At 47.4% G+C, this 19,635-nt stretch carries 20 protein-coding genes, 1 rRNA gene and 1 riboswitch; of the genes, 18 read left to right on the top strand and 3 right to left on the bottom strand.

Translation table 11 applies throughout. From position 1 onward, the window contains the following. Positions 1–22: 22 nt before the first annotated feature. The 15 genes from rrf to purD all read left to right on the top strand — a co-directional run bounded on the left by rrf (position 23) and on the right by purD (position 14,851). Positions 23–138: ribosomal RNA gene (gene rrf, locus AZ46_RS18850) — 5S ribosomal RNA — on the top strand. Between the two features lie 561 nt (positions 139–699). Then, positions 700–1,242: a DUF2179 domain-containing protein gene (locus AZ46_RS18840; protein WP_029285459.1), complete on the top strand. Its 543-nt coding sequence runs from the start codon at positions 700–702 to the stop codon at positions 1,240–1,242. After that, positions 1,239–1,439, top strand: a complete 201-nt coding sequence (locus AZ46_RS18835) for an NETI motif-containing protein (RefSeq protein ID WP_029285461.1) — start codon at positions 1,239–1,241, stop codon at positions 1,437–1,439. Before AZ46_RS18840 ends, AZ46_RS18835 begins: the two co-directional genes overlap by 4 nt. Positions 1,440–1,524: 85 nt before the next feature. Continuing rightward, positions 1,525–1,626, top strand: a riboswitch (purine riboswitch). 159 nt (positions 1,627–1,785) lie between these two features. Continuing rightward, the gene (gene purE / locus AZ46_RS18830; RefSeq protein WP_029285462.1) at positions 1,786–2,274 is read left to right on the top strand and encodes a 5-(carboxyamino)imidazole ribonucleotide mutase; all 489 of its coding nucleotides are present in this window, start codon (positions 1,786–1,788) and stop codon (positions 2,272–2,274) included. Then, a complete protein-coding gene (gene purK, locus AZ46_RS18825; RefSeq protein WP_029285464.1) occupies positions 2,267–3,391 on the top strand; it encodes a 5-(carboxyamino)imidazole ribonucleotide synthase in 1,125 nt (374 codons plus the stop codon). Before purE ends, purK begins: the two co-directional genes overlap by 8 nt. Before the next feature lie 16 nt (positions 3,392–3,407). Further along, positions 3,408–4,700, top strand: coding sequence for an adenylosuccinate lyase (purB, locus tag AZ46_RS18820; protein WP_029285466.1), 1,293 nt, complete (start codon positions 3,408–3,410; stop codon positions 4,698–4,700). 383 nt (positions 4,701–5,083) lie between these two features. Further along, a complete protein-coding gene (gene purC, locus AZ46_RS18815) occupies positions 5,084–5,815 on the top strand; it encodes a phosphoribosylaminoimidazolesuccinocarboxamide synthase (RefSeq protein ID WP_029285468.1) in 732 nt (243 codons plus the stop codon). Next, positions 5,803–6,057 (top strand): phosphoribosylformylglycinamidine synthase subunit PurS, encoded by a 255-nt coding sequence (gene purS / locus AZ46_RS18810; RefSeq protein WP_029285470.1) that lies wholly within the window; start codon positions 5,803–5,805, stop codon positions 6,055–6,057. The genes purC and purS overlap by 13 nt, the downstream gene beginning before the upstream one ends. Continuing rightward, complete coding sequence (purQ, locus tag AZ46_RS18805; RefSeq protein ID WP_029285473.1) at positions 6,054–6,737, top strand: phosphoribosylformylglycinamidine synthase subunit PurQ; 684 nt, start codon at positions 6,054–6,056, stop codon at positions 6,735–6,737. The genes purS and purQ overlap by 4 nt, the downstream gene beginning before the upstream one ends. Continuing rightward, a complete protein-coding gene (gene purL, locus AZ46_RS18800) occupies positions 6,721–8,949 on the top strand; it encodes a phosphoribosylformylglycinamidine synthase subunit PurL (RefSeq protein ID WP_029285475.1) in 2,229 nt (742 codons plus the stop codon). Before purQ ends, purL begins: the two co-directional genes overlap by 17 nt. Then, positions 8,925–10,352 carry an amidophosphoribosyltransferase gene (gene purF, locus AZ46_RS18795; protein WP_029285477.1) on the top strand — a complete coding sequence of 476 codons (1,428 nt, stop codon included), beginning with the start codon at positions 8,925–8,927 and terminating at the stop codon, positions 10,350–10,352. The genes purL and purF overlap by 25 nt, the downstream gene beginning before the upstream one ends. An 18-nt stretch (positions 10,353–10,370) precedes the next feature. After that, entirely contained in the window at positions 10,371–11,411 is a 1,041-nt protein-coding gene (gene purM, locus AZ46_RS18790; RefSeq protein WP_029285479.1) for a phosphoribosylformylglycinamidine cyclo-ligase, read from the top strand. Then, positions 11,408–11,989, top strand: a complete 582-nt coding sequence (gene purN / locus AZ46_RS18785) for a phosphoribosylglycinamide formyltransferase (RefSeq protein ID WP_029285482.1) — start codon at positions 11,408–11,410, stop codon at positions 11,987–11,989. Before purM ends, purN begins: the two co-directional genes overlap by 4 nt. Positions 11,990–11,991: 2 nt before the next feature. Continuing rightward, entirely contained in the window at positions 11,992–13,530 is a 1,539-nt protein-coding gene (gene purH, locus AZ46_RS18780) for a bifunctional phosphoribosylaminoimidazolecarboxamide formyltransferase/IMP cyclohydrolase (protein ID WP_029285484.1), read from the top strand. Positions 13,531–13,582: 52 nt separating this feature from the next. After that, complete coding sequence (gene purD / locus AZ46_RS18775; RefSeq protein ID WP_029285486.1) at positions 13,583–14,851, top strand: phosphoribosylamine--glycine ligase; 1,269 nt, start codon at positions 13,583–13,585, stop codon at positions 14,849–14,851. Here the strand turns inward: purD and AZ46_RS22535 are convergent. Together AZ46_RS22535 and AZ46_RS18770 are read right to left on the bottom strand one after the other, a co-directional pair. Then, positions 14,832–14,927, bottom strand: a complete 96-nt coding sequence (locus AZ46_RS22535; protein WP_328286787.1) for an EYxxD motif small membrane protein — start codon at positions 14,925–14,927, stop codon at positions 14,832–14,834. The two genes, purD and AZ46_RS22535, sit on opposite strands and share 20 nt — an antisense overlap. A 189-nt stretch (positions 14,928–15,116) precedes the next feature. Continuing rightward, positions 15,117–15,359: a YgaP family membrane protein gene (locus AZ46_RS18770; RefSeq protein ID WP_029285488.1), complete on the bottom strand. Its 243-nt coding sequence runs from the start codon at positions 15,357–15,359 to the stop codon at positions 15,117–15,119. 91 nt (positions 15,360–15,450) lie between these two features. Here AZ46_RS18770 and AZ46_RS18765 point away from each other — a divergent pair, with 91 nt between their 5' ends. The 3 genes from AZ46_RS18765 to AZ46_RS18755 are packed head-to-tail and all read left to right on the top strand — an operon-like array spanning position 15,451 to position 18,575. Further along, complete coding sequence (locus AZ46_RS18765) at positions 15,451–17,184, top strand: adenine deaminase C-terminal domain-containing protein (RefSeq protein WP_029285490.1); 1,734 nt, start codon at positions 15,451–15,453, stop codon at positions 17,182–17,184. A gap of 33 nt (positions 17,185–17,217) precedes the next feature. After that, positions 17,218–18,243, top strand: a complete 1,026-nt coding sequence (locus tag AZ46_RS18760) for a DUF3048 domain-containing protein (protein WP_235728251.1) — start codon at positions 17,218–17,220, stop codon at positions 18,241–18,243. Between the two features lie 23 nt (positions 18,244–18,266). After that, positions 18,267–18,575: a YerC/YecD family TrpR-related protein gene (locus AZ46_RS18755; protein WP_029285494.1), complete on the top strand. Its 309-nt coding sequence runs from the start codon at positions 18,267–18,269 to the stop codon at positions 18,573–18,575. 65 nt (positions 18,576–18,640) lie between these two features. Here the strand turns inward: AZ46_RS18755 and AZ46_RS18750 are convergent, their stop codons facing one another. Beyond that, positions 18,641–19,615, bottom strand: coding sequence for a DUF3231 family protein (locus tag AZ46_RS18750; protein ID WP_029285496.1), 975 nt, complete (start codon positions 19,613–19,615; stop codon positions 18,641–18,643). Positions 19,616–19,635 lie beyond the last annotated feature (20 nt).

Genomic DNA, 19,635 nt, shown 5'->3' with positions numbered 1-19,635 from the left:
TCTTTCAGCCAATTGCATATTGTCTGGTGATGATGGCAAAGAGGTCACACCCGTTCCCATGCCGAACACGGAAGTTAAGCTCTTTAGCGCCGATGGTAGTTGGGGGTTTCCCCCTGTGAGAGTAGGACGTTGCCAGGCACGCAGAAAAAAGGACAGCAGAGATGCTGTCCTTTTTTGTTGTTCAGAAGAAAATTAGGAACATCTAGTACAAACAAAATGCGGAATCTTACCCTGGAAAACAGTAAATCAATAGTAGAGGGTAAGGAAAAGCCTGAATCGTACCCTCCAAAACTGTAAAACGATATCGGAGGGTAAGGAAAAGCCTGAATCGTACCCTCCCAAACCGTAAAACAATATCGGAGGGTAAGGAAAAGCCTGAATCGTACCCTCCCAAACCGTAAATCGATACCGGAGGGTAAGCAAACGCCCGAATCGTACCCTCAAAAACCGTAAATCAATATCAGAGGGTAAGCAAACATCTGCCTGCCGGTCTTGAACAAAGCCCCTCCACTTGTATTTATCTTTATTAAATTGATCGCCCCCCCTCCCGCCACCTTCATAGCAGCAAAACAAAACACCCGTTATCTGTCCCTCTTCCATTGTTTCTTTCCCAAAACTTTAGTAAGATATGACCTGTTACCTTTAATATGAGCAGTTTGCTGCTCAGAGTATAAGGTCATCATGTTAGGAGGAAATTCATTGCTTTCCAATAGTTTAATGATGATTTTAATCATCTTGGTAATTAATATTGTTTATGTATCTTTTTTTACGATACGGATGATCTTGACGCTTAAGGGCCAGCGGTATCTTGCGGCTTTTATCAGTACGATAGAAGTTGTCATTTACGTCATCGGCCTTGGTCTTGTGCTTGATAATTTAAATGAGATTCAGAATTTGATTGCATATGCGGTCGGGTACGGAATTGGCGTTATTGTAGGGATGAAGATTGAGGAAAAGCTTGCTCTCGGGTATATTACAGTTAACGTGATTTCGACTGAAAGCGAGAAGGACTTGCCTGGTATTCTGAGAGACAAGGGATATGGGGTAACGGACTGGATGGCGAATGGCCGTGAAGGTGACAGGCTTGCGATGCAGATCCTCACTCCGAGAAAGTATGAACTGAATCTATATGCAGCAATAAAAGAGCTTGATCCCAGGGCGTTTATTATTGCGTTTGAGCCGAAGACAATCCACGGAGGCTTCTGGGTGAAGGCGGTAAGAAGGGGTAAGATTGAGGTATGACGGACAAGCCGAAAAAGCGAAAGTTTGAGGTTGGGGAGGGCGAAAGCATCGACAGCTGCCTTTCCCGCATGCAAAAGGAAGGCTACATGCCTGTCAGAAGAATGGAAGAGCCAATTTTCAAAGAAGAGAAGGTAAATGGCTCAATTGAAGTGGTACCTTATGGGAAAAAGATTGTTTTTGAAGGAAAGTTAATCTAAATACGAACGTTTTATACAGAAGTTATTACATCGTTCGATTTTTCGTTGACAACTTCTGAACCATGCTGTTATGATTGTGTTGGATATGAAAACGAATGAATGACCTCATATAAAGTCGGGAATATGGCCCGAAAGTTTCTACCCGATAACCGTAAATTATTGGACTATGAGGGAAAGTGATCGTTGACCAGACATGGAACAGCTTTTTTATTAATGTTCTTATGACCGGTTTGCAGTGCTTTCTCTTGTAGAGAAGGTTTGCAGACCGGTTTTTTCATGGAGAAAAAAATGCAGGGTGTCTTGCTTTAAGACGCCAGAACAGCTGGATAAGAGGCGGGGGATATAGATGGAACCATTGATTGGAATTATAATGGGCAGCACGTCAGACTGGGAGACGATGAAGCACGCCTGCGAAGTTCTCGATGAGCTTCAGGTGCCTTATGAAAAAAAAGTGGTTTCCGCTCATCGCACTCCTGATTATATGTTTGCTTATGCAGAAGATGCAAGAAACAGAGGATTGAAAGTAATTGTGGCCGGGGCAGGAGGAGCTGCTCATCTGCCTGGCATGGTTGCAGCCAAAACGACGCTCCCTGTGATTGGAGTACCTGTTCAATCAAAAGCGCTTAATGGCATGGATTCGCTGCTGTCTATCGTGCAGATGCCTGGCGGGGTTCCTGTTGCAACGGTTGCAATCGGCAGGGCCGGTGCAGTCAATGCAGGCCTGCTGGCAGCCCAGATTCTCTCAATCTCAGATACGCTTCTTGCTGAAAGGCTTGATGCAAAACGGGAAAAAACACGGAACACCGTGCTGGAAAGCAGTGATGACCTTGTCTAAGCAAACGATTATGCCTGGTTCAACAATCGGAATCATCGGCGGCGGTCAGCTTGGCCGCATGATGACAGTGGCTGCAAAAAGCATGGGGTATGACGTTGCTGTGCTGGACCCTACTCCTAATTCACCGTGCGGTCAGCTTGCAGACTATGAAATAACGGCCTCCTACAACGATTTGGAAGCTATTAAGAAACTTGCAGAACTTAGCGATGTGATTACGTATGAGTTCGAGAACATAGATTACGAGGCTTTAAAGTGGATTGAAGCAAATGCCTATTTGCCTCAGGGTTCTGCACTTCTGTCATTGACACAGGATAGAGGCACAGAGAAAAAAGCGATCACAGATGCCGGGTGCACTGTTGCAGACTACCGGATTGTCGAAACAGAAACGGAGCTTGCCTCCGCTGCAGAGGAACTTGAGCTTCCATGTGTATTGAAAACGTGCCGCGGTGGCTACGATGGTAAGGGGCAGGCGGTAATTAGACATAACGACCACCTTAAAACAGCTGCAGAGCTTCTGAAAAACGGAACCTGCATCCTTGAAAAGTGGGTGCCGTTTGTAAAAGAAATCTCGGTTATTGTGGCCAGAAACTCAGATGGAGAAATCCGTTCTTTCCCTATTGCGGAGAACGTTCATGTCAACAACATTCTTCATCAGAGCATTGTACCTGCAAGAATCGGGGAAGGAACAGCCCGTGAAGCAGAGAAGCAGGCTGGTCAGCTCGCTGCTGCTTTTAACCTTGTCGGCACGCTTGCAGTTGAAATGTTTGTCACAGAAGAGGGAAGCATTTTAATTAACGAGCTTGCGCCGAGGCCTCATAATTCAGGTCATTACACAATAGATCTCTGTGAAACAGATCAGTTTGAGCAGCATATCCGTGCTGTATGCAATCTGCCGCTTGGGAAGCCACTTTTGCTGCATCCCGGCATCATGGTGAACGTTTTAGGCGAACATATGCCTCTGATTTCAAATAATCTTTCGTTATTCAGTGAAGGTAAGATATACTTGTACGGTAAAAAAGAGGCAAAGCACAGACGGAAGATGGGGCATGTCACTTTTTTAACAGAGAGCATTGACCAAAAAGAAAAAGAAATCAATAACTTATGGGGTCAACAATAGAACGGAGGATTTATCAATGATTGAACGATACACAAGACCTGAAATGGGTGCGATCTGGACGGAGGAAAACCGTTTCCAGGCATGGCTGGAAGTAGAAATACTTGCTTGCGAGGCATGGGCTGAGCTTGGACATATTCCAAAAGAAGATGTAAAACTGCTCCGCCAGAATGCATCTTTTGATATGAACCGCATTAAGGAAATTGAAGAAGAGACACGCCACGACGTGGTTGCCTTCACAAGAGCCGTTTCTGAAACGCTTGGCGAGGAGCGAAAGTGGGTTCATTACGGATTAACATCTACAGACGTAGTGGATACAGCGTTGTCTTATCTTCTGAAACAGGCAAATGCGATTCTCTTAAAAGACATCGAAAACTTTGTTGAGATTTTGAAAAACAAAGCGATCGAGCACAAATATACAGTCATGATGGGGCGCACACACGGGGTGCACGCTGAGCCGACTACCTTCGGACTGAAGCTTGGCTTATGGTATGAGGAAATGAAGCGGAACCTTGAGCGCTTCAAGCGTGCAGCAGAAGGCATTGAGTTCGGCAAAATGTCAGGTGCTGTAGGTACATATGCAAACATTGATCCTTTTGTTGAAGCATATGTGTGTGAAAAATTAGGGCTTCAGGCTGCGCCAATCTCGACTCAGACTCTTCAGCGTGACCGCCATGCCGATTATATGAGCACACTTGCATTAATTGCAACTTCAATCGAAAAATTCGCAACAGAGGTTCGCGGTCTTCAAAAGAGTGAAACACGCGAGGTTGAGGAATTCTTTGCAAAAGGCCAAAAAGGTTCTTCTGCTATGCCGCATAAACGCAACCCGATCGGCTCTGAGAACATGACAGGTCTTGCGAGAGTCATCCGCGGACATATGCTGACAGCCTATGAGAACGTTCCGCTGTGGCATGAGCGTGATATTTCACATTCATCTGCAGAGCGCATTATTCTTCCTGATGCGACGATTGCCCTTAACTACATGCTGAACCGTTTCGGCAATATTGTGAAGAACCTGACGGTGTTCCCTGAAAACATGAAACGTAATATGGACCGCACACTTGGGCTGATTTACTCTCAGCGCGTTCTTCTTGCTTTGATTGATTCAGGTATGACACGCGAGCAGGCATATGATCTTGTTCAGCCGAAGGCAATGGAGGCATGGGAAAGACAAGTGCCGTTCCGCGAGCTTGTAGAAGCAGACGGAACGATTACAGACCGTCTGTCAGCTGAAATGATTGCTGACTGCTTTGACTACAACTATCACTTAAAAGGTGTCGATACCATTTTTGAACGCTTAGGTCTGTAAGCGGACATTTTTACAGAAGAGGTAAATAGAGATATTTGCCTCTTTTTTAAAAAGCGGAGTACGTGCTGTTTGGCAAACCTGGTACTTCCGCACTTCGAGGTTGTCCGGCTCCAGCACCCAGCTCTTCGGCCAGAACGGCTCCGCCGAAAAAAGCAAAACCGGCTTTTTCCATCGGATCCTTTTCTGCCCTTCAGAGCTAAACAGGGTGCTTCCGCACTTCGAGGTTGTCCGGCTCCATCGCCCAGCTCCTCTGCCAGAACAGCTCCGCCAGTAAAGGCAAAAAGCGCCTTTTCTGTCGGATCCTTATCTGGCTCCCGGAGCTAACCGGGCGATTCCGCACTTCGAAAGTTCCCAATATTCAGTCGTTACAAGGAGGATAAGGCATGACAACCGAAAAATTGAACCTGCTTTATGAAGGAAAGGCAAAGAGAATTTACCGCACGAATGAAGAATCCGTTTTGCTTGTTTCATATAAGAATTCCGCAACCGCGTTTAATGGCGGGAAGAAGGCAGAGATTGAAGGGAAAGGCCGCCTGAACAATGAGATTTCATCGCTGCTTTTTGAGAAGCTTGCTGAGAAGGGGATTGAGAGTCATTTTATTAAAAAGCTTTCAGAAACAGAGCAGCTTGTCAAAGAGGTAACCATTGTTCCCCTTGAGGTTGTTGTGCGCAACATTATGGCAGGAAGCCTCTCTAAGCGGCTGGGGATTGAGGAAGGAACACCGCTTCAAAAGCCGATTGTTGAATTTTACTACAAAGATGATGCTCTTGGGGATCCCCTCATAACTGAAGATCATATCGACGTGCTTGAAGCGGCGACGAAAGAGCAGGTACAGGAGCTGAAAACAGCTGCGTTAAAAGTTAATGATGTCCTCATTTCCCACTTTAAGCAGTGCGGAATCCGTTTAGTAGATTTCAAACTGGAATTTGGATTGACGAGTGAAGGAAAACTTCTTCTCGCAGATGAGATTTCACCGGATACTTGCCGTCTGTGGGATGAAGAAACGAATGAGAAGTTTGACAAAGATGTATTCCGCCGGGATATTGGCAGTTTAACAGATGCATATTCAGTGATTTTAAACCGTTTAGGAGGAGAAGCAGCATGTACAAAGTAAAGGTATTCGTTACACTCAGAGAGAGCGTTTTAGATCCGCAGGGAAGCGCGGTGCAGCACGCATTGCACAGCATGAACTACAAAGAGGTCAGCGATGTCCGGATCGGAAAGTACATGGAGCTTGCGATTGAAAAAACGGAGCGTGACCTGGATGCGACGGTCCGCGAAATGTGTGAAAAGCTTCTGGCCAACACTGTGATTGAAGACTACCGCTATGAGGTGGAGGAGGTTGTGGCACAGTGAAATTCGCCGTTATCGTTTTTCCGGGGTCAAACTGTGACATCGATATGTTTCACGCCATCAAGGATGAACTTGGAGAAGAAGCTGAATACGTATGGCATGATCAGACCGATTTAAGCCGTTTTGACGGCATTCTGCTTCCCGGAGGATTCTCTTATGGGGATTACCTTCGTTCCGGGGCGATTGCCCGTTTTGCAAACGTTATGAAGGAAGTTGTGAAAGCAGCCGAAGCTGGCAAACCGGTGCTCGGCGTATGCAACGGTTTTCAGATTCTGCTTGAAGCGGGTCTTCTGCCTGGTGCGATGAAACGCAATGAGAACCTGAAGTTCATTTGCCGCCCGACAAATCTTGTCGTTCAAAATAACAAGACAATGTTTACTTCTGCTTATGAAAAAGAACAGGTCATTTCAGTGCCGATTGCACACGGAGAAGGAAACTACTACTGTGATGAACTCACATTAGCGAGATTAAAAGAAAACAATCAAATCGTCTTCATCTATGAAAATAATCCGAATGGAAGTTTAGTAGATATCGCCGGGATTGTGAATGAAAAGGGCAATGTTCTTGGCATGATGCCGCATCCTGAGCGTGCAGTTGATGAGCTGCTCGGCAGCGCTGACGGACTGAAGCTGTTTAAATCGATCGTGAAAAACTGGAGGGAATCTCATGTCACTACTGCTTGAACCAACTCAGCAAATGATCAAAGAAGAGAAAATCTACCGCCAATTCGGCGTCAGTGATGATGAGTTCAGCATGATTGAAGGCATCATGGGCCGTTTGCCGAACTATACAGAGCTTGGCATTTTCTCTGTTATGTGGTCAGAGCACTGCAGCTATAAAAACTCAAAGCCGGTGCTTAAGAAGTTCCCGACTTCAGGGGAGCATGTTCTTCAGGGGCCGGGAGAAGGCGCAGGAATTGTTGATATCGGAGACGGCCAGGCTGTTGTGTTTAAGATCGAGAGCCACAATCACCCTTCTGCGATTGAACCCTATCAGGGTGCGGCGACAGGCGTAGGCGGCATCATCCGTGACGTCTTTTCAATGGGAGCACGTCCTATTGCTCTATTAAACTCTTTGCGCTTTGGGGAATTGACGTCACCGCGTGTGCGCTACTTGTTTGAAGAGGTTGTAGCAGGAATCGCAGGCTACGGAAACTGCATCGGGATCCCGACAGTAGGAGGCGAAATCCAGTTCGATCCTTCCTATGACGGCAATCCGCTTGTAAACGCCATGTGTGTTGGTCTAATCAACCATGAGGATATTAAAAAAGGCGTGGCAAAAGGAATCGGAAACACCGTTATGTATGTTGGAGCGAAAACAGGACGCGACGGCATTCACGGCGCTACTTTTGCCTCAGAGGAACTGACGGATTCATCTGATGAAAACCGTCCGGCCGTACAAGTCGGAGATCCTTTCATGGAAAAGCTTTTGCTTGAAGCTTGTCTAGAGGTTATTAAATGTGATGCCCTTGTCGGCATTCAGGATATGGGAGCAGCGGGACTGACGAGCTCGACAGCTGAAATGGCGAGTAAAGCGGGATCCGGCATTGAGCTCAACTTAGATTTAGTGCCTCAGCGCGAAGCGGGCATGACACCTTATGAAATGATGCTCTCCGAATCACAGGAGCGGATGGTTCTCGTTGTAGAACGCGGACGCGAGCAGGAGATCACCGACATTTTTGACAAATATGAGCTTGAAGCAAAAGCAATTGGCACTGTAACAGACGATAAAATGCTCCGTCTTCTTCATAAAGGAGAAGTTGTGGCGGAAATTCCAGTTGATGCGCTTGCGGAAGAAGCGCCGGTTTACCACAAGCCTTCAGCTGAGCCTGCCTACTATAAAGAATTTCAGGCTATGGAACAAACCGCACCTGAAACGGGCGACTTAAAAGAAACGCTGATCAGTCTTTTAAAGCAGCCGACGATTGCAAGCAAAGAATGGGTGTACGATCAATACGACTATATGGTCCGCACAAATACGGTTGTGGCACCGGGATCAGACGCTGCTGTTCTCCGCATGCGCGATACGAACAAAGCACTTGCCATGACGACAGACTGCAATTCAAGATATCTTTACCTCGATCCTGAAACAGGCGGCATGATTGCTGTTGCAGAAGCAGCGCGCAACATTGTCTGCTCAGGAGGAAAACCGCTTGCTGTGACAGACTGCCTGAACTTCGGCAATCCGGAAAAGCCGGAGATTTTCTGGCAGATCGAAAAAGCAGCTGACGGCATGAGTGAAGCGTGCCGCGTGCTGAATTCACCGGTTATCGGCGGAAATGTTTCTCTGTACAATGAAACGAACGGCACGGCTGTTTATCCGACACCGGTCATCGGCATGGTCGGTCTGATAGAAGATACGAAGTACATTACGACTCAATCATTCAAAGCAGCGGGAGACCTGATTTATGTACTTGGCGAAACGAAGAATGAGTTCGGAGGAAGCGAGCTTCAAAAGCTGACATACGGCAGAATCTTCGGCAAAGCACCTGAGCTTGATCTTGCAGTGGAAGCAGACCGCCAGGCAAAAGTAGCAGCAGCTATCCGTGCAGGACTTGTTTCATCAGCGCATGACGTTGCAGAGGGCGGCCTTGCAGTAGCTGCAGCTGAAAGCACATTCGGCACAAACGGACTTGGCGCAGATTTGACAATTGACGGTGAAGCTGTTGCTGCCCTGTTCAGCGAAACACAATCCCGTTTCATCCTGACAATAAAACCTGAACACAAGACGTCTTTTGAAGAATTGACAGGTGCTGCACTGATCGGGCGTGTCACAGGAGATGGCATCTTCACGGTGAAAAACGGAGCAGGCGACCTTCTTGTTCAGGCTGAAGCAGCTGAGCTTGAAGCGGCCTGGAGAGGAGCGATTCCATGCTTGCTGAGATCAGAGGACTAAATGAAGAGTGCGGAGTGTTTGGTATTTGGGGACACTCTGAAGCTCCCCAAATTACGTATTACGGCCTGCACAGTCTTCAGCACCGCGGCCAGGAGGGCGCCGGCATTGTGTCAACAGACGGCAGCAAGCTGACATGCGTCAAAGGCCAGGGCCTGATTACGGAAGTATTCAGCGGCGGGCGCCTGAATGACATCAAGGGAAAAGGCGCAATCGGCCACGTCCGCTATGCGACAGCGGGCGGCGGAGGATTTGAAAATGTTCAGCCCCTCCTGTTCCGCTCAGAAAGCGGCGGCCTTGCCCTTGCCCATAATGGAAACCTTGTAAATGCGAACGGACTGAAGCATCAGCTTGAGCACCAGGGGAGTATCTTCCAGTCCACTTCCGACACAGAAGTGCTTGCCCACCTTATCAAACGAAGCGGCTACAGTTCGCTTAAGGATAAAATTAAAAATGCCCTGACCATGATTAAAGGTGCCTACGCATTCCTGATCATGACAGAAACAGAAATGATGGTTGCCCTTGATCCGAACGGACTGCGCCCTCTTTCAATCGGCATGCTCGGAGACGCTTATGTTGTGGCTTCTGAAACATGTGCTTTTGATATTATCGGCGCTGAATACCTCCGCGAGGTTCAGCCGGGTGAACTGCTTATCATCAATGATGACGGGCTGCAGTCAGAACGCTTTTCCGTTAACGTTAACCGCGCCATCTGCAGCATGGAATACATCTATTTTTCAAGACCTGACAGCAACATCGACGGCATCAACGTGCACACTGCCCGGAAAAATCTCGGCAAGCGCATGGCCATTGAAGCGCCTTTTGAAGCAGATGTTGTAACAGGCGTTCCGGACTCAAGCATTTCAGCTGCCATTGGCTATGCGGAGGCCTCAGGGATACCGTATGAGCTTGGCCTGATCAAAAACCGCTACGTTGGCAGAACGTTCATTCAGCCGTCCCAGTCACTCAGGGAGCAGGGCGTGAAGATGAAACTGTCGGCTGTCCGCGGAGTAGTTGAAGGCAAGCGCGTTGTCATGGTTGACGATTCCATCGTCCGCGGTACGACGAGCCGCAGAATCGTGAACATGCTTAGAGAAGCGGGAGCAACGGAAGTGCACGTCTGCATTACGTCTCCGCCCATCAGCAACCCGTGCTTTTACGGAATTGATACATCCTCTACAGAAGAGCTGATTGCAGCGACGCACTCAGTGGAAGAAATCAGGGAAATCATCGGAGCGGACACACTGACATTCCTCAGTGTCGAAGGGCTGCTCGAAGGCATTGGACGAAAGTATGAAGGCGAGCGCCGCGGACAGTGTCTGGCTTGTTTTACAGGAAAATATCCGACAGAGATTTATCCGGATACAGAATTGCCTCATGAAAAGGAAGAAGTGCTGACGAAATAAGAGCGGGAGGAATAAAGGATGTCAAACGCATATAAGCAGGCAGGCGTAGATATCGAAGCAGGGTATGAAGCTGTTTCGCGAATGAAAAAGCATGTCGCAAAAACAATGAGAAAAGGCGTCATGGGAAGCCTCGGCGGCTTCGGCGGCATGTTCGACCTTTCTGAGCTGAAACTCAAACAGCCTGTCCTTGTTTCAGGAACAGACGGGGTCGGCACAAAGCTCAAGCTTGCTTTTCAGATGAATCAGCATGATACCATCGGGGTGGATGCGGTTGCCATGTGTGTGAACGATATTCTTGCACAGGGTGCAGAGCCCCTATTTTTCCTGGACTATCTTGCTCTTGGAAAAGCGGAGCCTGCTAAAATTGAACAGATCGTCAAAGGCGTTGCAGACGGATGCGAGCAGGCAGGCTGTGCGCTGGTCGGCGGTGAAACGGCTGAGATGCCGGGACTTTATGACGGTGAAGAGTATGATATCGCAGGCTTTTCAGTTGGCGCAGCGGAAAAGGAAGACATTGTAACCGGTGAGAATATCCGTGCCGGCCATGTGCTGATCGGCCTTGCTTCAAGCGGCCTTCACAGCAATGGGTTTTCTCTTGTGCGCAAGATTTTGCTTGAAGACGGCGGTTTATCTCTTGATGAGAACGTTCAGCCGCTTGAGAAACCGCTTGGCGAAGAGCTTCTCACTCCAACAAAAATCTATGTGAAGCCGGTCCTAAACGTGCTGAAAAAATATAAAGTGGACGGTATGGCCCATATTACGGGCGGCGGTTTTATTGAAAATATCCCAAGAATGCTTCCTGAGGGCCTCAGCGCTGAAATCGACTTTGGTTCATGGCCGATACCTGCTGTATTTGATCTTCTTCAGGAAAAAGGGTCACTAAGCCAAGAAGAAATGTTCAACATCTTCAATATGGGCATCGGCTTTGTGCTTGCAGTGGATTACAGCCAAATGCATGCAGTCATCAGCGAGCTTGAAAAGAACGGCGAAAAAGCCTTTATCATCGGCCGTGTAAAAGAAGGCAGTGGGGTCACATTCGGCGGAGGCGCTCTCTCATGATGAAAATCGCCGTATTTGCTTCAGGATCCGGCTCGAATTTCCAGGCCATCCTGAATGAAATCAAGAGGGGAAAGCTTGAGGCAGAGGTTGTCCTTTTGGTTTGCGACAGACCGGGAGCAAGGGTTGTTGAACGTGCGCAAAAGGAAAACATTCCGGTGTTTGAGTTTTCACCGAAGGAATTCAGCAGCAAAGCAGCTTTTGAGACGCTGATTCTTCGCCAGCTGGAACAGTATGGTGTAAACTATGTGGTACTTGCAGGCTATATGAGACTGATTGGTGAGACGCTTCTTACTGCCTGCCCTGAACGCATCATAAATCTGCATCCGTCGCTTCTGCCTGCTTTTCCAGGCAAGGACGCCATCGGCCAGGCTTTTCGCGCAGGCGTAAAAGTCACCGGCATTACGATACACTTTGTAGATGCGGGCATGGACACAGGGCCGATTATTGCTCAGCAGGCACTTGAGGTGGAGGACACAGATACGCCTGAAACCTTGGCAGAAAAAATCCATCAGCTTGAGCATGCCTATTATCCGCATGTTCTGCAGTCTCTCTTTCAAAAACGAAAACTAGAGGTGTAACTATGACAATCAAACGGGCACTTGTCAGTGTTTCAGATAAAGAAGGCATTATTCCGTTCGCTGCCGGACTTGTTGAGCAGGGCATTGAAGTCATTTCAACCGGCGGGACGAAAAAATTGCTTCAGGAGAACAACGTGAAGGTGACGGGAATTTCCGAAGTGACCGGATTTCCTGAAATCATGGATGGCCGCGTCAAAACGCTTCATCCGAACATTCACGGCGGATTGCTTGCCGTCCGCAGCAATCCGGATCATATGAAGCAGCTTGAAGAAAACAGCATTCTTCCAATCGATCTTGTTGTCGTGAACCTTTATCCTTTTAAAGAAACCATCTCCAAAAAGGATGTAACGTTCGATGACGCGATTGAAAACATTGATATCGGCGGACCGACGATGCTGCGCTCGGCTGCGAAAAATCATCAGGACGTAACAGTTGTTGTCGATCCTGCAGATTATGCAGACGTTCTTGAGCAAATCAAAGCGGAGAAGGCAGTCTCTCTTGCAGCAAAGCAAAAGCTTGCCGCGAAAGTCTTCCGCCACACAGCTTCTTATGATGCGCTGATTGCTGAGTTTTTAACAAACGCAGTAGGTGAAGAAGATCCTGAAACGGTCACGTACACATACGAGAAAAAACAGTCGCTCCGCTACGGCGAAAATCCGCATCAAAAAGCGACGTTCTATAAAAAGCCGCTGGCAGGCACCGTCTCGATTGCAGAAGCGGTTCAGCTTCACGGCAAAGAGCTCTCTTACAACAACATTAAAGATGCGGATGCCGCTCTTCAAATCGTAAGAGAATTTACGCAGCCTGCAGCTGTTGCTGTTAAGCATATGAACCCTTGCGGTGTAGGTACAGGAGGAACTATCTTTGAAGCGTTCACGCGCGCATACGAAGCAGATCCGACATCGATTTTCGGAGGCATCATTGCTCTGAATCATGAGGTCGATGCGGATACGGCGCACAAGCTTCATGAGATTTTCCTTGAAATCGTTATAGCACCATCCTTCAGCGAGGAAGCTCTTGAGATTTTAACATCCAAGAAAAACCTGCGCCTTCTGACTTTGGATGTTCTCGGTGCAGAAGCGCAGGATCAGCAGGTTACCTCTATTCATGGCGGACTTCTTGTACAGGATGAGGACACGCTGTCGTTTGATGACGCCAAAATCACCATTCCTACAAGACGCGAGCCGTCTGAGCAGGAGTGGGAAGACCTCAAGCTTGCCTGGAAGGTCGTTAAGCATGTGAAATCGAACGCGATCGTTCTTGCTAAAAATCAGATGACAATTGGTGTTGGCGCTGGCCAGATGAACCGCGTCGGCGCAGCAAACATCGCGATTGAGCAGGCGGGCAGGCTTGCAAAAGGCAGCGCGATGGGATCTGATGCGTTCTTCCCTATGAGCGACACAGTGGAAGCGGCAGCCAAAGCGGGTGTGACGGCCATCATTCAGCCGGGCGGATCCATTAAAGATGAGGATTCAATTAAAAAAGCAGATGAATACGGCATTGCCATGGTCTTTACTGGGGTAAGACATTTTAAACATTAATCTTTGGGCGTGCGGCATATGGCCCGCACGCTTACTTTAGCGAGGTGGAACAATGAACATTCTGATCATTGGCCGCGGAGGCCGTGAACATGCAATCGCCTGGAAGGCATCTCAAAGCAAGCTTGCAGACAAAGTGTTCGCTGCACCTGGAAACGACGGGATGAGTACGGTTGCCGAGCTTGTTGCAATTGATGAATCGAATACACAGGAGCTTGTTGCATTTGCTCTTGGAAATCAAGTCGGCCTCACCATTGTCGGTCCGGAAGTACCGCTTTTAAACGGCGTAGTCGATGCTTTTCAAGAAGCGGGATTGAAGGTTTTCGGCCCGACAAAAGCGGCTGCGCTTATCGAAGGCAGCAAGAAATTTGCCAAAGAACTCATGCTTGCAAACAGCATACCTACAGCATCGTATGATTCTTTTACCTCGTTTGAGGAAGCAAAGCAGTATGTTCTTGAAAAAGGAGCTCCAATCGTTATTAAAGCAGATGGTCTCGCGGCAGGAAAAGGCGTGACCGTTGCTCTGACAGTGGAGGAAGCAGTGGGTTGTCTCAGGGAATTTCTTGAGGATGCTAAATTCGGAGAAGCGAGCAGCTCGGTCGTCATTGAAGAATTCCTTGAAGGTGAAGAGTTTTCACTGATGGCGTTTGTTAACGGTGAGGACGTTTATCCAATGGTCATTGCCCAGGATCATAAGCGTGCATATGACCATGATGAAGGTCCGAACACAGGCGGCATGGGGGCATATTCACCTGTTCCCCAAATACCGGATGCTTCTGTTTTGCAGGCTGTTGAAACCGTGCTGAAGCCGGCTGCTCGCGGAATGATTGCGAATGGCACCCCGTTTACAGGGATTTTGTATGCCGGTCTGATTTTAACGGCTGAAGGCCCCAAGGTGATCGAATTCAACGCACGCTTCGGCGACCCTGAAACACAGGTTGTCCTTCCGCGTCTTGAATCCGATTTGATTGAAGTGCTGCTTGATATTCTCGATGGAGAAAAAGCAGAACTGAAGTGGCGCGATGAAGCGGTGATGGGAGTCGTTCTTGCTTCAAAAGGCTACCCGGATGCTTACAAGAAGGGCGAAGCGATCGGTTCGCTTCTGCCGGGTTTTGAGCAGGGAGCCCTGTTCCATGCAGGCACAAAAAAAGAAGGCCAGCAGTATGTAACAGACGGCGGAAGAGTCCTTGCAGTCGTCGCATACGGAAGCGATCTGCTTGAAGCGCAGACACAAGTGTATGAATATGTGGCGGAAGTAGCGTCAGATGCCCTTTTCTACCGAAAGGACATCGGTGCAAAAGCGACTAAGCACGTCTTTTCTTAACATAAACAAACAAGAGCGCCACAATGCTGCCGATCAGAAGGGCAAGCACAAATGACATGTCAGTCAGGTATTCCATGATCAAGATGTTCACCTCTTTTGATTGATGATATATTTAAGCAAACCCCCAAATGATGATTTGGGGGTTATTTGTTCTTGTTGACGAAATTATAAGGAATAAAAGGCTGTAGATAATATAACAAGGTTATCCTCGTCCAGCTCCAGCGCCTAGATCCTCTGTCAGAACAAGGCGCTTGCGCTTTTGCTTTTAAGATGGATTATAAGTCTTATCCTCAAACTCCAAATCCTCTTTTTTATACTCCTGATACATAAATGTAAGCGGGCAGAAACGAAGGATTCCTTCTCCGACTTTCATGGCGCCGAGCAGCATGACAAGCAGGGCAGATTCTTTCCATGGCTTCTTTGAATATTTGGCCGATGCCCATGAGAGCAGGAAAAGTCCAATTGTGATGCGGACAAGACCGTTTACGATGCCGATGTTTGGTTTCATATAGATCAGACTCCTTTTTCGAGAAATTCTTTAGTGCGTTAATAAATTGAATATGTTACCATATTGAAAAGACCTTCAGGGAGGTGCTGTCATGCCAAAGCCAAATGCTCCGTGGAAAATCCGGGAGATCAGAGGCCATATTGACGCAGCATCCGGACAAGAGCCTCCGGATCTTTTGCTGAAAAATGGTACCTATCTGAACTCTTATTTAAAGAGATGGGTAAAGGCCCATATTTGGATTAAAGATGACCGGATTGTTTATATAGGAGAAAATCTCCCGGCCTCCGCAAAAGAAACAGCGGATTGTGAAGGGCAGTTTATTGTACCCGGCTATATTGAGCCGCACGCCCACCCGTTTCAACTTTATAATCCCCTTTCTTTCGGAGAGTATGTGTCGCAGTTCGGTACAACAAGCATGATCTGTGATAATTTATTTCTGCTTTTTCAGTCCGACAAAAAGAAAGCGTTTTCTTTTTTGGAGGAAATCAATCGCAGCCAAGTTCAGTATTACTGGTGGGCACGGTTTGACCTGCAAACGGAAGTACCGGATGAAACAGGTATTTTATCTCTGGATTTTATGAAAAAATGGATGGATTCTGAATATGTTATTCAAGGCGGTGAATTAACCGGCTGGCCAAAGCTATTGCAGGATGATGATCTCATGCTGTCGTGGATGAAGGAGATAAAAGGCAAGGGGAAGCGGATAGAGGGGCATTTTCCGGGTGCTTCTGCCGGTACGCTTACCAAAATGAAGCTTTTCGGTGCAGATTGCGACCACGAGGCGATGACAGGCGGGGATGTAGTCGAAAGGCTTTCTCTAGGCTATACGGTAGCCCTGCGCCATTCATCCATTAGGCCGGATCTGCCAGAGCTGCTAAAAGGCATCCGGGAGAAAGAAATCACTTCGTATGATCACTTCTTTTTTACAACAGACGGATCAACGCCGCATTTTTATAAGGACGGCATGATAGACAGTCTGATAAAAATGGCGATGGAAAGCGGTATTCCTGCAGTCGATGCCTACCATATGGCAAGCTTCAATGCGGCCCGCTATTACCGGATGGAAGAAGTGACGGGGGCGGTGGCACCTGGAAGAATGGCCAATCTGAATATCCTTTCAGCGATTGACCAGCCGCTTCCTGTCAGTGTGCTCGCTAAAGGAAAGTGGCTTAAAAAAGCTGGAGTCGCAGCTGAGTTTCCTTCTTTTTACTGGAAACAGACAGGACTTGAACCTCTGCAGCTGAATTGGTCACTCTCCCTTAATGATCTGCAATTTTCCATGGCTATGGGCCTGAAGATGAAAAATGACGTGATCATCGAACCATACAGGATCACCGTTGATCATTCCTTTGATGAGCTCAGTGACAGTCACGATGAATGCTTTCTCGCTCTCATTGATAAAAGAGGAAAATGGAGAATCAACACCATGCTGAAAGGTTTTGCCTCAAGTCTCGGCGGACTTGCAAGCTCGTACTCAACAACAGGTGACATTATTCTAATCGGAAAAAGCAAGCACGATATGATCACTGCTTTTCAGAGGATGAAGGAGCTTGGCGGGGGTATCGTTTTAGCAGAAAAAGGAGAAGTTCTGCACGAGATTCCGCTTGGAATTGGCGGCGGAGCATCTTTGCAGCCGTTTCAGGAAGTGGTAAATCAGGAGGAGACATTCAGAAGTCTTTTGGCGGAAAGAGGCTATCTGTTCGGGGACCCTGTTTACTCTCTGTTTTTCCTCTTATCGACTCATTTGCCTTATATCAGAATAACGCCAGCGGGGATCTATGATGTGCTCAAAAAAATAATACTCTTTCCGCCGATAATGCGTTAAAATATAAAAGGAAGCAAAAGGAGTCAAACTCACGTGAAAACCATCAAGAAGAACTTACAGCGGCTGTTGGCGGCAGTTATGCTGCTTGCATTGTGCACAGCATGCGTCAAAGAAGAGAGCAGCGTGCCAAAACCAAGCGTGATAAAGCAGGAACCATCAGCTCCTGCTGAAGAAATAAGCTTCTATCCTCTGACGGGCCTTTTATCAGAGAACCTGGGAAACCGTGCTTTTGCCGTGATGATCAATAATCACCCTGCAGCCCGGCCGCAGTCAGGACTCCACAAAGCGGACATTGTCTATGAAGTGCTTGCAGAAGGCAGCATCACAAGGTTTTTAGCCATCTATCAAAGCGAGCTTCCGGAGATGATCGGTCCCGTCCGTAGTGCAAGAGAATATTATGTTGATCTTGCAGACGGCTACAATGCTTTTTTCATAAGCCACGGCTGGAGCCCTCAGGCGCGCGAACGGCTTGAAGACGGAAACCATGACTTCTTAAACGGTATGTTTTACGACGGCACGCTTTTTCAAAGGGCGGATTTCAGGAAAGCCCCGCACAATTCTTATATCTCATCCGAACATATAAAAAAAGGTGCAGAGCTGAATAAAGCGGATTTATCGCAGAAGCCGGACCCGCTGCCGTTTATGAAAGCGGCGGAAGGTAATAAACTTCAGGGGGAATCCGCAGCTGAAGCCGTCATCCGCTACGATAAATCTGACACTTTTCAGTCGCAGTTTATTTATGACAAACAATCACAGACCTATTTCAGATATAGTACCGAACAGACTAAAGATCTCGAGTCAGATGAAGCTGTAGCACCCAGTAATGTACTTATTGCTGAAATGACTCACGAAATTATGGATAAACAAGGAAGAAGGTCCATTAACCTTACTGATGGCGGCAAAGCAATCCTCCTTCAGCATGGTGTCAGCCGCGAGGTAGAATGGCGCAATGCGGACGGACGGATCCTGCCGTATTTGAACGGAGAGCAGGTAAAGCTTGTTCCGGGGAAAACATGGATCAGCATCGTGCCCCATCTCAATCAAGTGACCCTCCACTAAATCTTTTAAAAAGGAGAATCAACATGCAAATCGAAAAATTACGGGGAAAAGAACTTGACCAATTATTTGAATCTGTCCTCTCACTTAAAAATCTGGATGAATGCTATCGATTTTTCGATGATCTCTGCACAGTAAACGAAATTCAGTCACTTGCCCAACGCCTGGAAGTGGCGCGCATGCTGCGCGAAGGCTTTACTTATCATAAAATCGAAACAGAGACAGGCGCAAGCACAGCGACGATCTCGCGTGTAAAACGCTGCCTGAACTACGGCAACGATGCCTATACGATGGCTCTTGAGCGCATCGGCGCACAGGAGCCGAAAGAATCTTAATAGCAAAAAGGCTGAAGAATTCTTCAGCCTTTTTATTTTGGCATTTTTGCAGCTCCGCTCAAATTTTACTCAGGCGGTTCCTCAAACCACCCATTTTCAATCATCAGCTTAATTCCTTCAGTTGCATAAAAGAAAATATCTTTTCCAATCAAAGCGGTTTTCAGCGATAAGTCGCTGCGCAGGCTGAAGATCGTCCCGAAGCTGCTGCCGACGAGGCCAAAGCCGTTCAGCAAGTATACGCAGAACATCATCAGTTTTTCCGAAAACGGTGCAGCGGCAGAGGAGGTCACGGTGCCGCCTGCTCCTGCTGAGAACTGCACATTGCTATCCAAAAGCAGTTTTTCAAAGGTTTCTATTTGTTTTTTCGCAAGCTTTTTTCCTTTTAAAAAGTAGTCCTTAATCTCAGGAGTTGCTGAGCACTGCGCAAATCCTGTCACCAGCAGCATGCCGATATTGTTCGTTTCGATGCAGTGATGAAGATTTCCGATTTCAATGTCGTTCAGTGCGCGGCTGTCTTTAAAAAACGGAAAGCCGTCAAGATACGATTCATCTTTAATAAACTCGGCCGTTTTTGGCTTTTCCACCAAGGGAGGAAGGGTTAAAATCCCTTTCTCCAAAAGATAATGTGTGGAAAGCTTATACACTTTTTGCGTCGTTGACGTGAGTCCTTCATAAATAGACATTACATCATCGCGGTAGGCCATATTCATATTGAGTGTGTACATCCCCATGCTGACTTCTTTTAAAATACGGAGAAACATGATGTCAAATCCGTTGTCATAAAGCTTTGGAGCCTGCAGATTCACATCATTCTCAGTAAACCCCTTAGGAATCGCAACGCCCTCCTGCTCAACAATGCCTTCCATTTTTGTGACGAAGTGATTGAGTTCCTGCCAAAGACCGCCCATAATATTTTTCGCCTGCTGGTCATCTGATTTTTCCATGAAGTATTCCAATACGCGTAAAATCATTGTTTTTTCCTGATATGTAAGCCACAGTGTCCCGATTTCAGACGAACTGAGCGGATATTTATTATTCAAGGTCCATCCCTCCATAGAGC

Source organism: Metabacillus indicus LMG 22858 (assembly GCF_000708755.2).
GTDB classification, from domain to species: Bacteria; Bacillota; Bacilli; order Bacillales; family Bacillaceae; genus Bacillus_P; species Bacillus_P indicus.
The sequence above is the reverse complement of the archived record's forward strand: the minus strand, read 5'-3'. Positions and strand labels throughout refer to the sequence as shown.

What these genes read in the sequence shown, in the direction of transcription:
- AZ46_RS18770 (WP_029285488.1), bottom strand. Translation starts at nt 15,359, where the DNA reads ATGAAACCAAACATCGGCATCGTAAACGGTCTTGTCCGCATCACAATT.
- AZ46_RS22535 (WP_328286787.1), bottom strand. Translation starts at nt 14,927, where the DNA reads ATGGAATACCTGACTGACATGTCATTTGTGCTTGCCCTTCTGATCGGC.
- purF (WP_029285477.1), top strand. Translation starts at nt 8,925, where the DNA reads ATGCTTGCTGAGATCAGAGGACTAAATGAAGAGTGCGGAGTGTTTGGT.
- purN (WP_029285482.1), top strand. Translation starts at nt 11,408, where the DNA reads ATGATGAAAATCGCCGTATTTGCTTCAGGATCCGGCTCGAATTTCCAG.
- purL (WP_029285475.1), top strand. Translation starts at nt 6,721, where the DNA reads ATGTCACTACTGCTTGAACCAACTCAGCAAATGATCAAAGAAGAGAAA.
- purS (WP_029285470.1), top strand. Translation starts at nt 5,803, where the DNA reads ATGTACAAAGTAAAGGTATTCGTTACACTCAGAGAGAGCGTTTTAGAT.
- AZ46_RS18835 (WP_029285461.1), top strand. Translation starts at nt 1,239, where the DNA reads ATGACGGACAAGCCGAAAAAGCGAAAGTTTGAGGTTGGGGAGGGCGAA.
- AZ46_RS18765 (WP_029285490.1), top strand. Translation starts at nt 15,451, where the DNA reads ATGCCAAAGCCAAATGCTCCGTGGAAAATCCGGGAGATCAGAGGCCAT.
- purB (WP_029285466.1), top strand. Translation starts at nt 3,408, where the DNA reads ATGATTGAACGATACACAAGACCTGAAATGGGTGCGATCTGGACGGAG.
- purM (WP_029285479.1), top strand. Translation starts at nt 10,371, where the DNA reads ATGTCAAACGCATATAAGCAGGCAGGCGTAGATATCGAAGCAGGGTAT.
- purH (WP_029285484.1), top strand. Translation starts at nt 11,992, where the DNA reads ATGACAATCAAACGGGCACTTGTCAGTGTTTCAGATAAAGAAGGCATT.
- purD (WP_029285486.1), top strand. Translation starts at nt 13,583, where the DNA reads ATGAACATTCTGATCATTGGCCGCGGAGGCCGTGAACATGCAATCGCC.
- purC (WP_029285468.1), top strand. Translation starts at nt 5,084, where the DNA reads ATGACAACCGAAAAATTGAACCTGCTTTATGAAGGAAAGGCAAAGAGA.
- purE (WP_029285462.1), top strand. Translation starts at nt 1,786, where the DNA reads ATGGAACCATTGATTGGAATTATAATGGGCAGCACGTCAGACTGGGAG.
- AZ46_RS18755 (WP_029285494.1), top strand. Translation starts at nt 18,267, where the DNA reads ATGCAAATCGAAAAATTACGGGGAAAAGAACTTGACCAATTATTTGAA.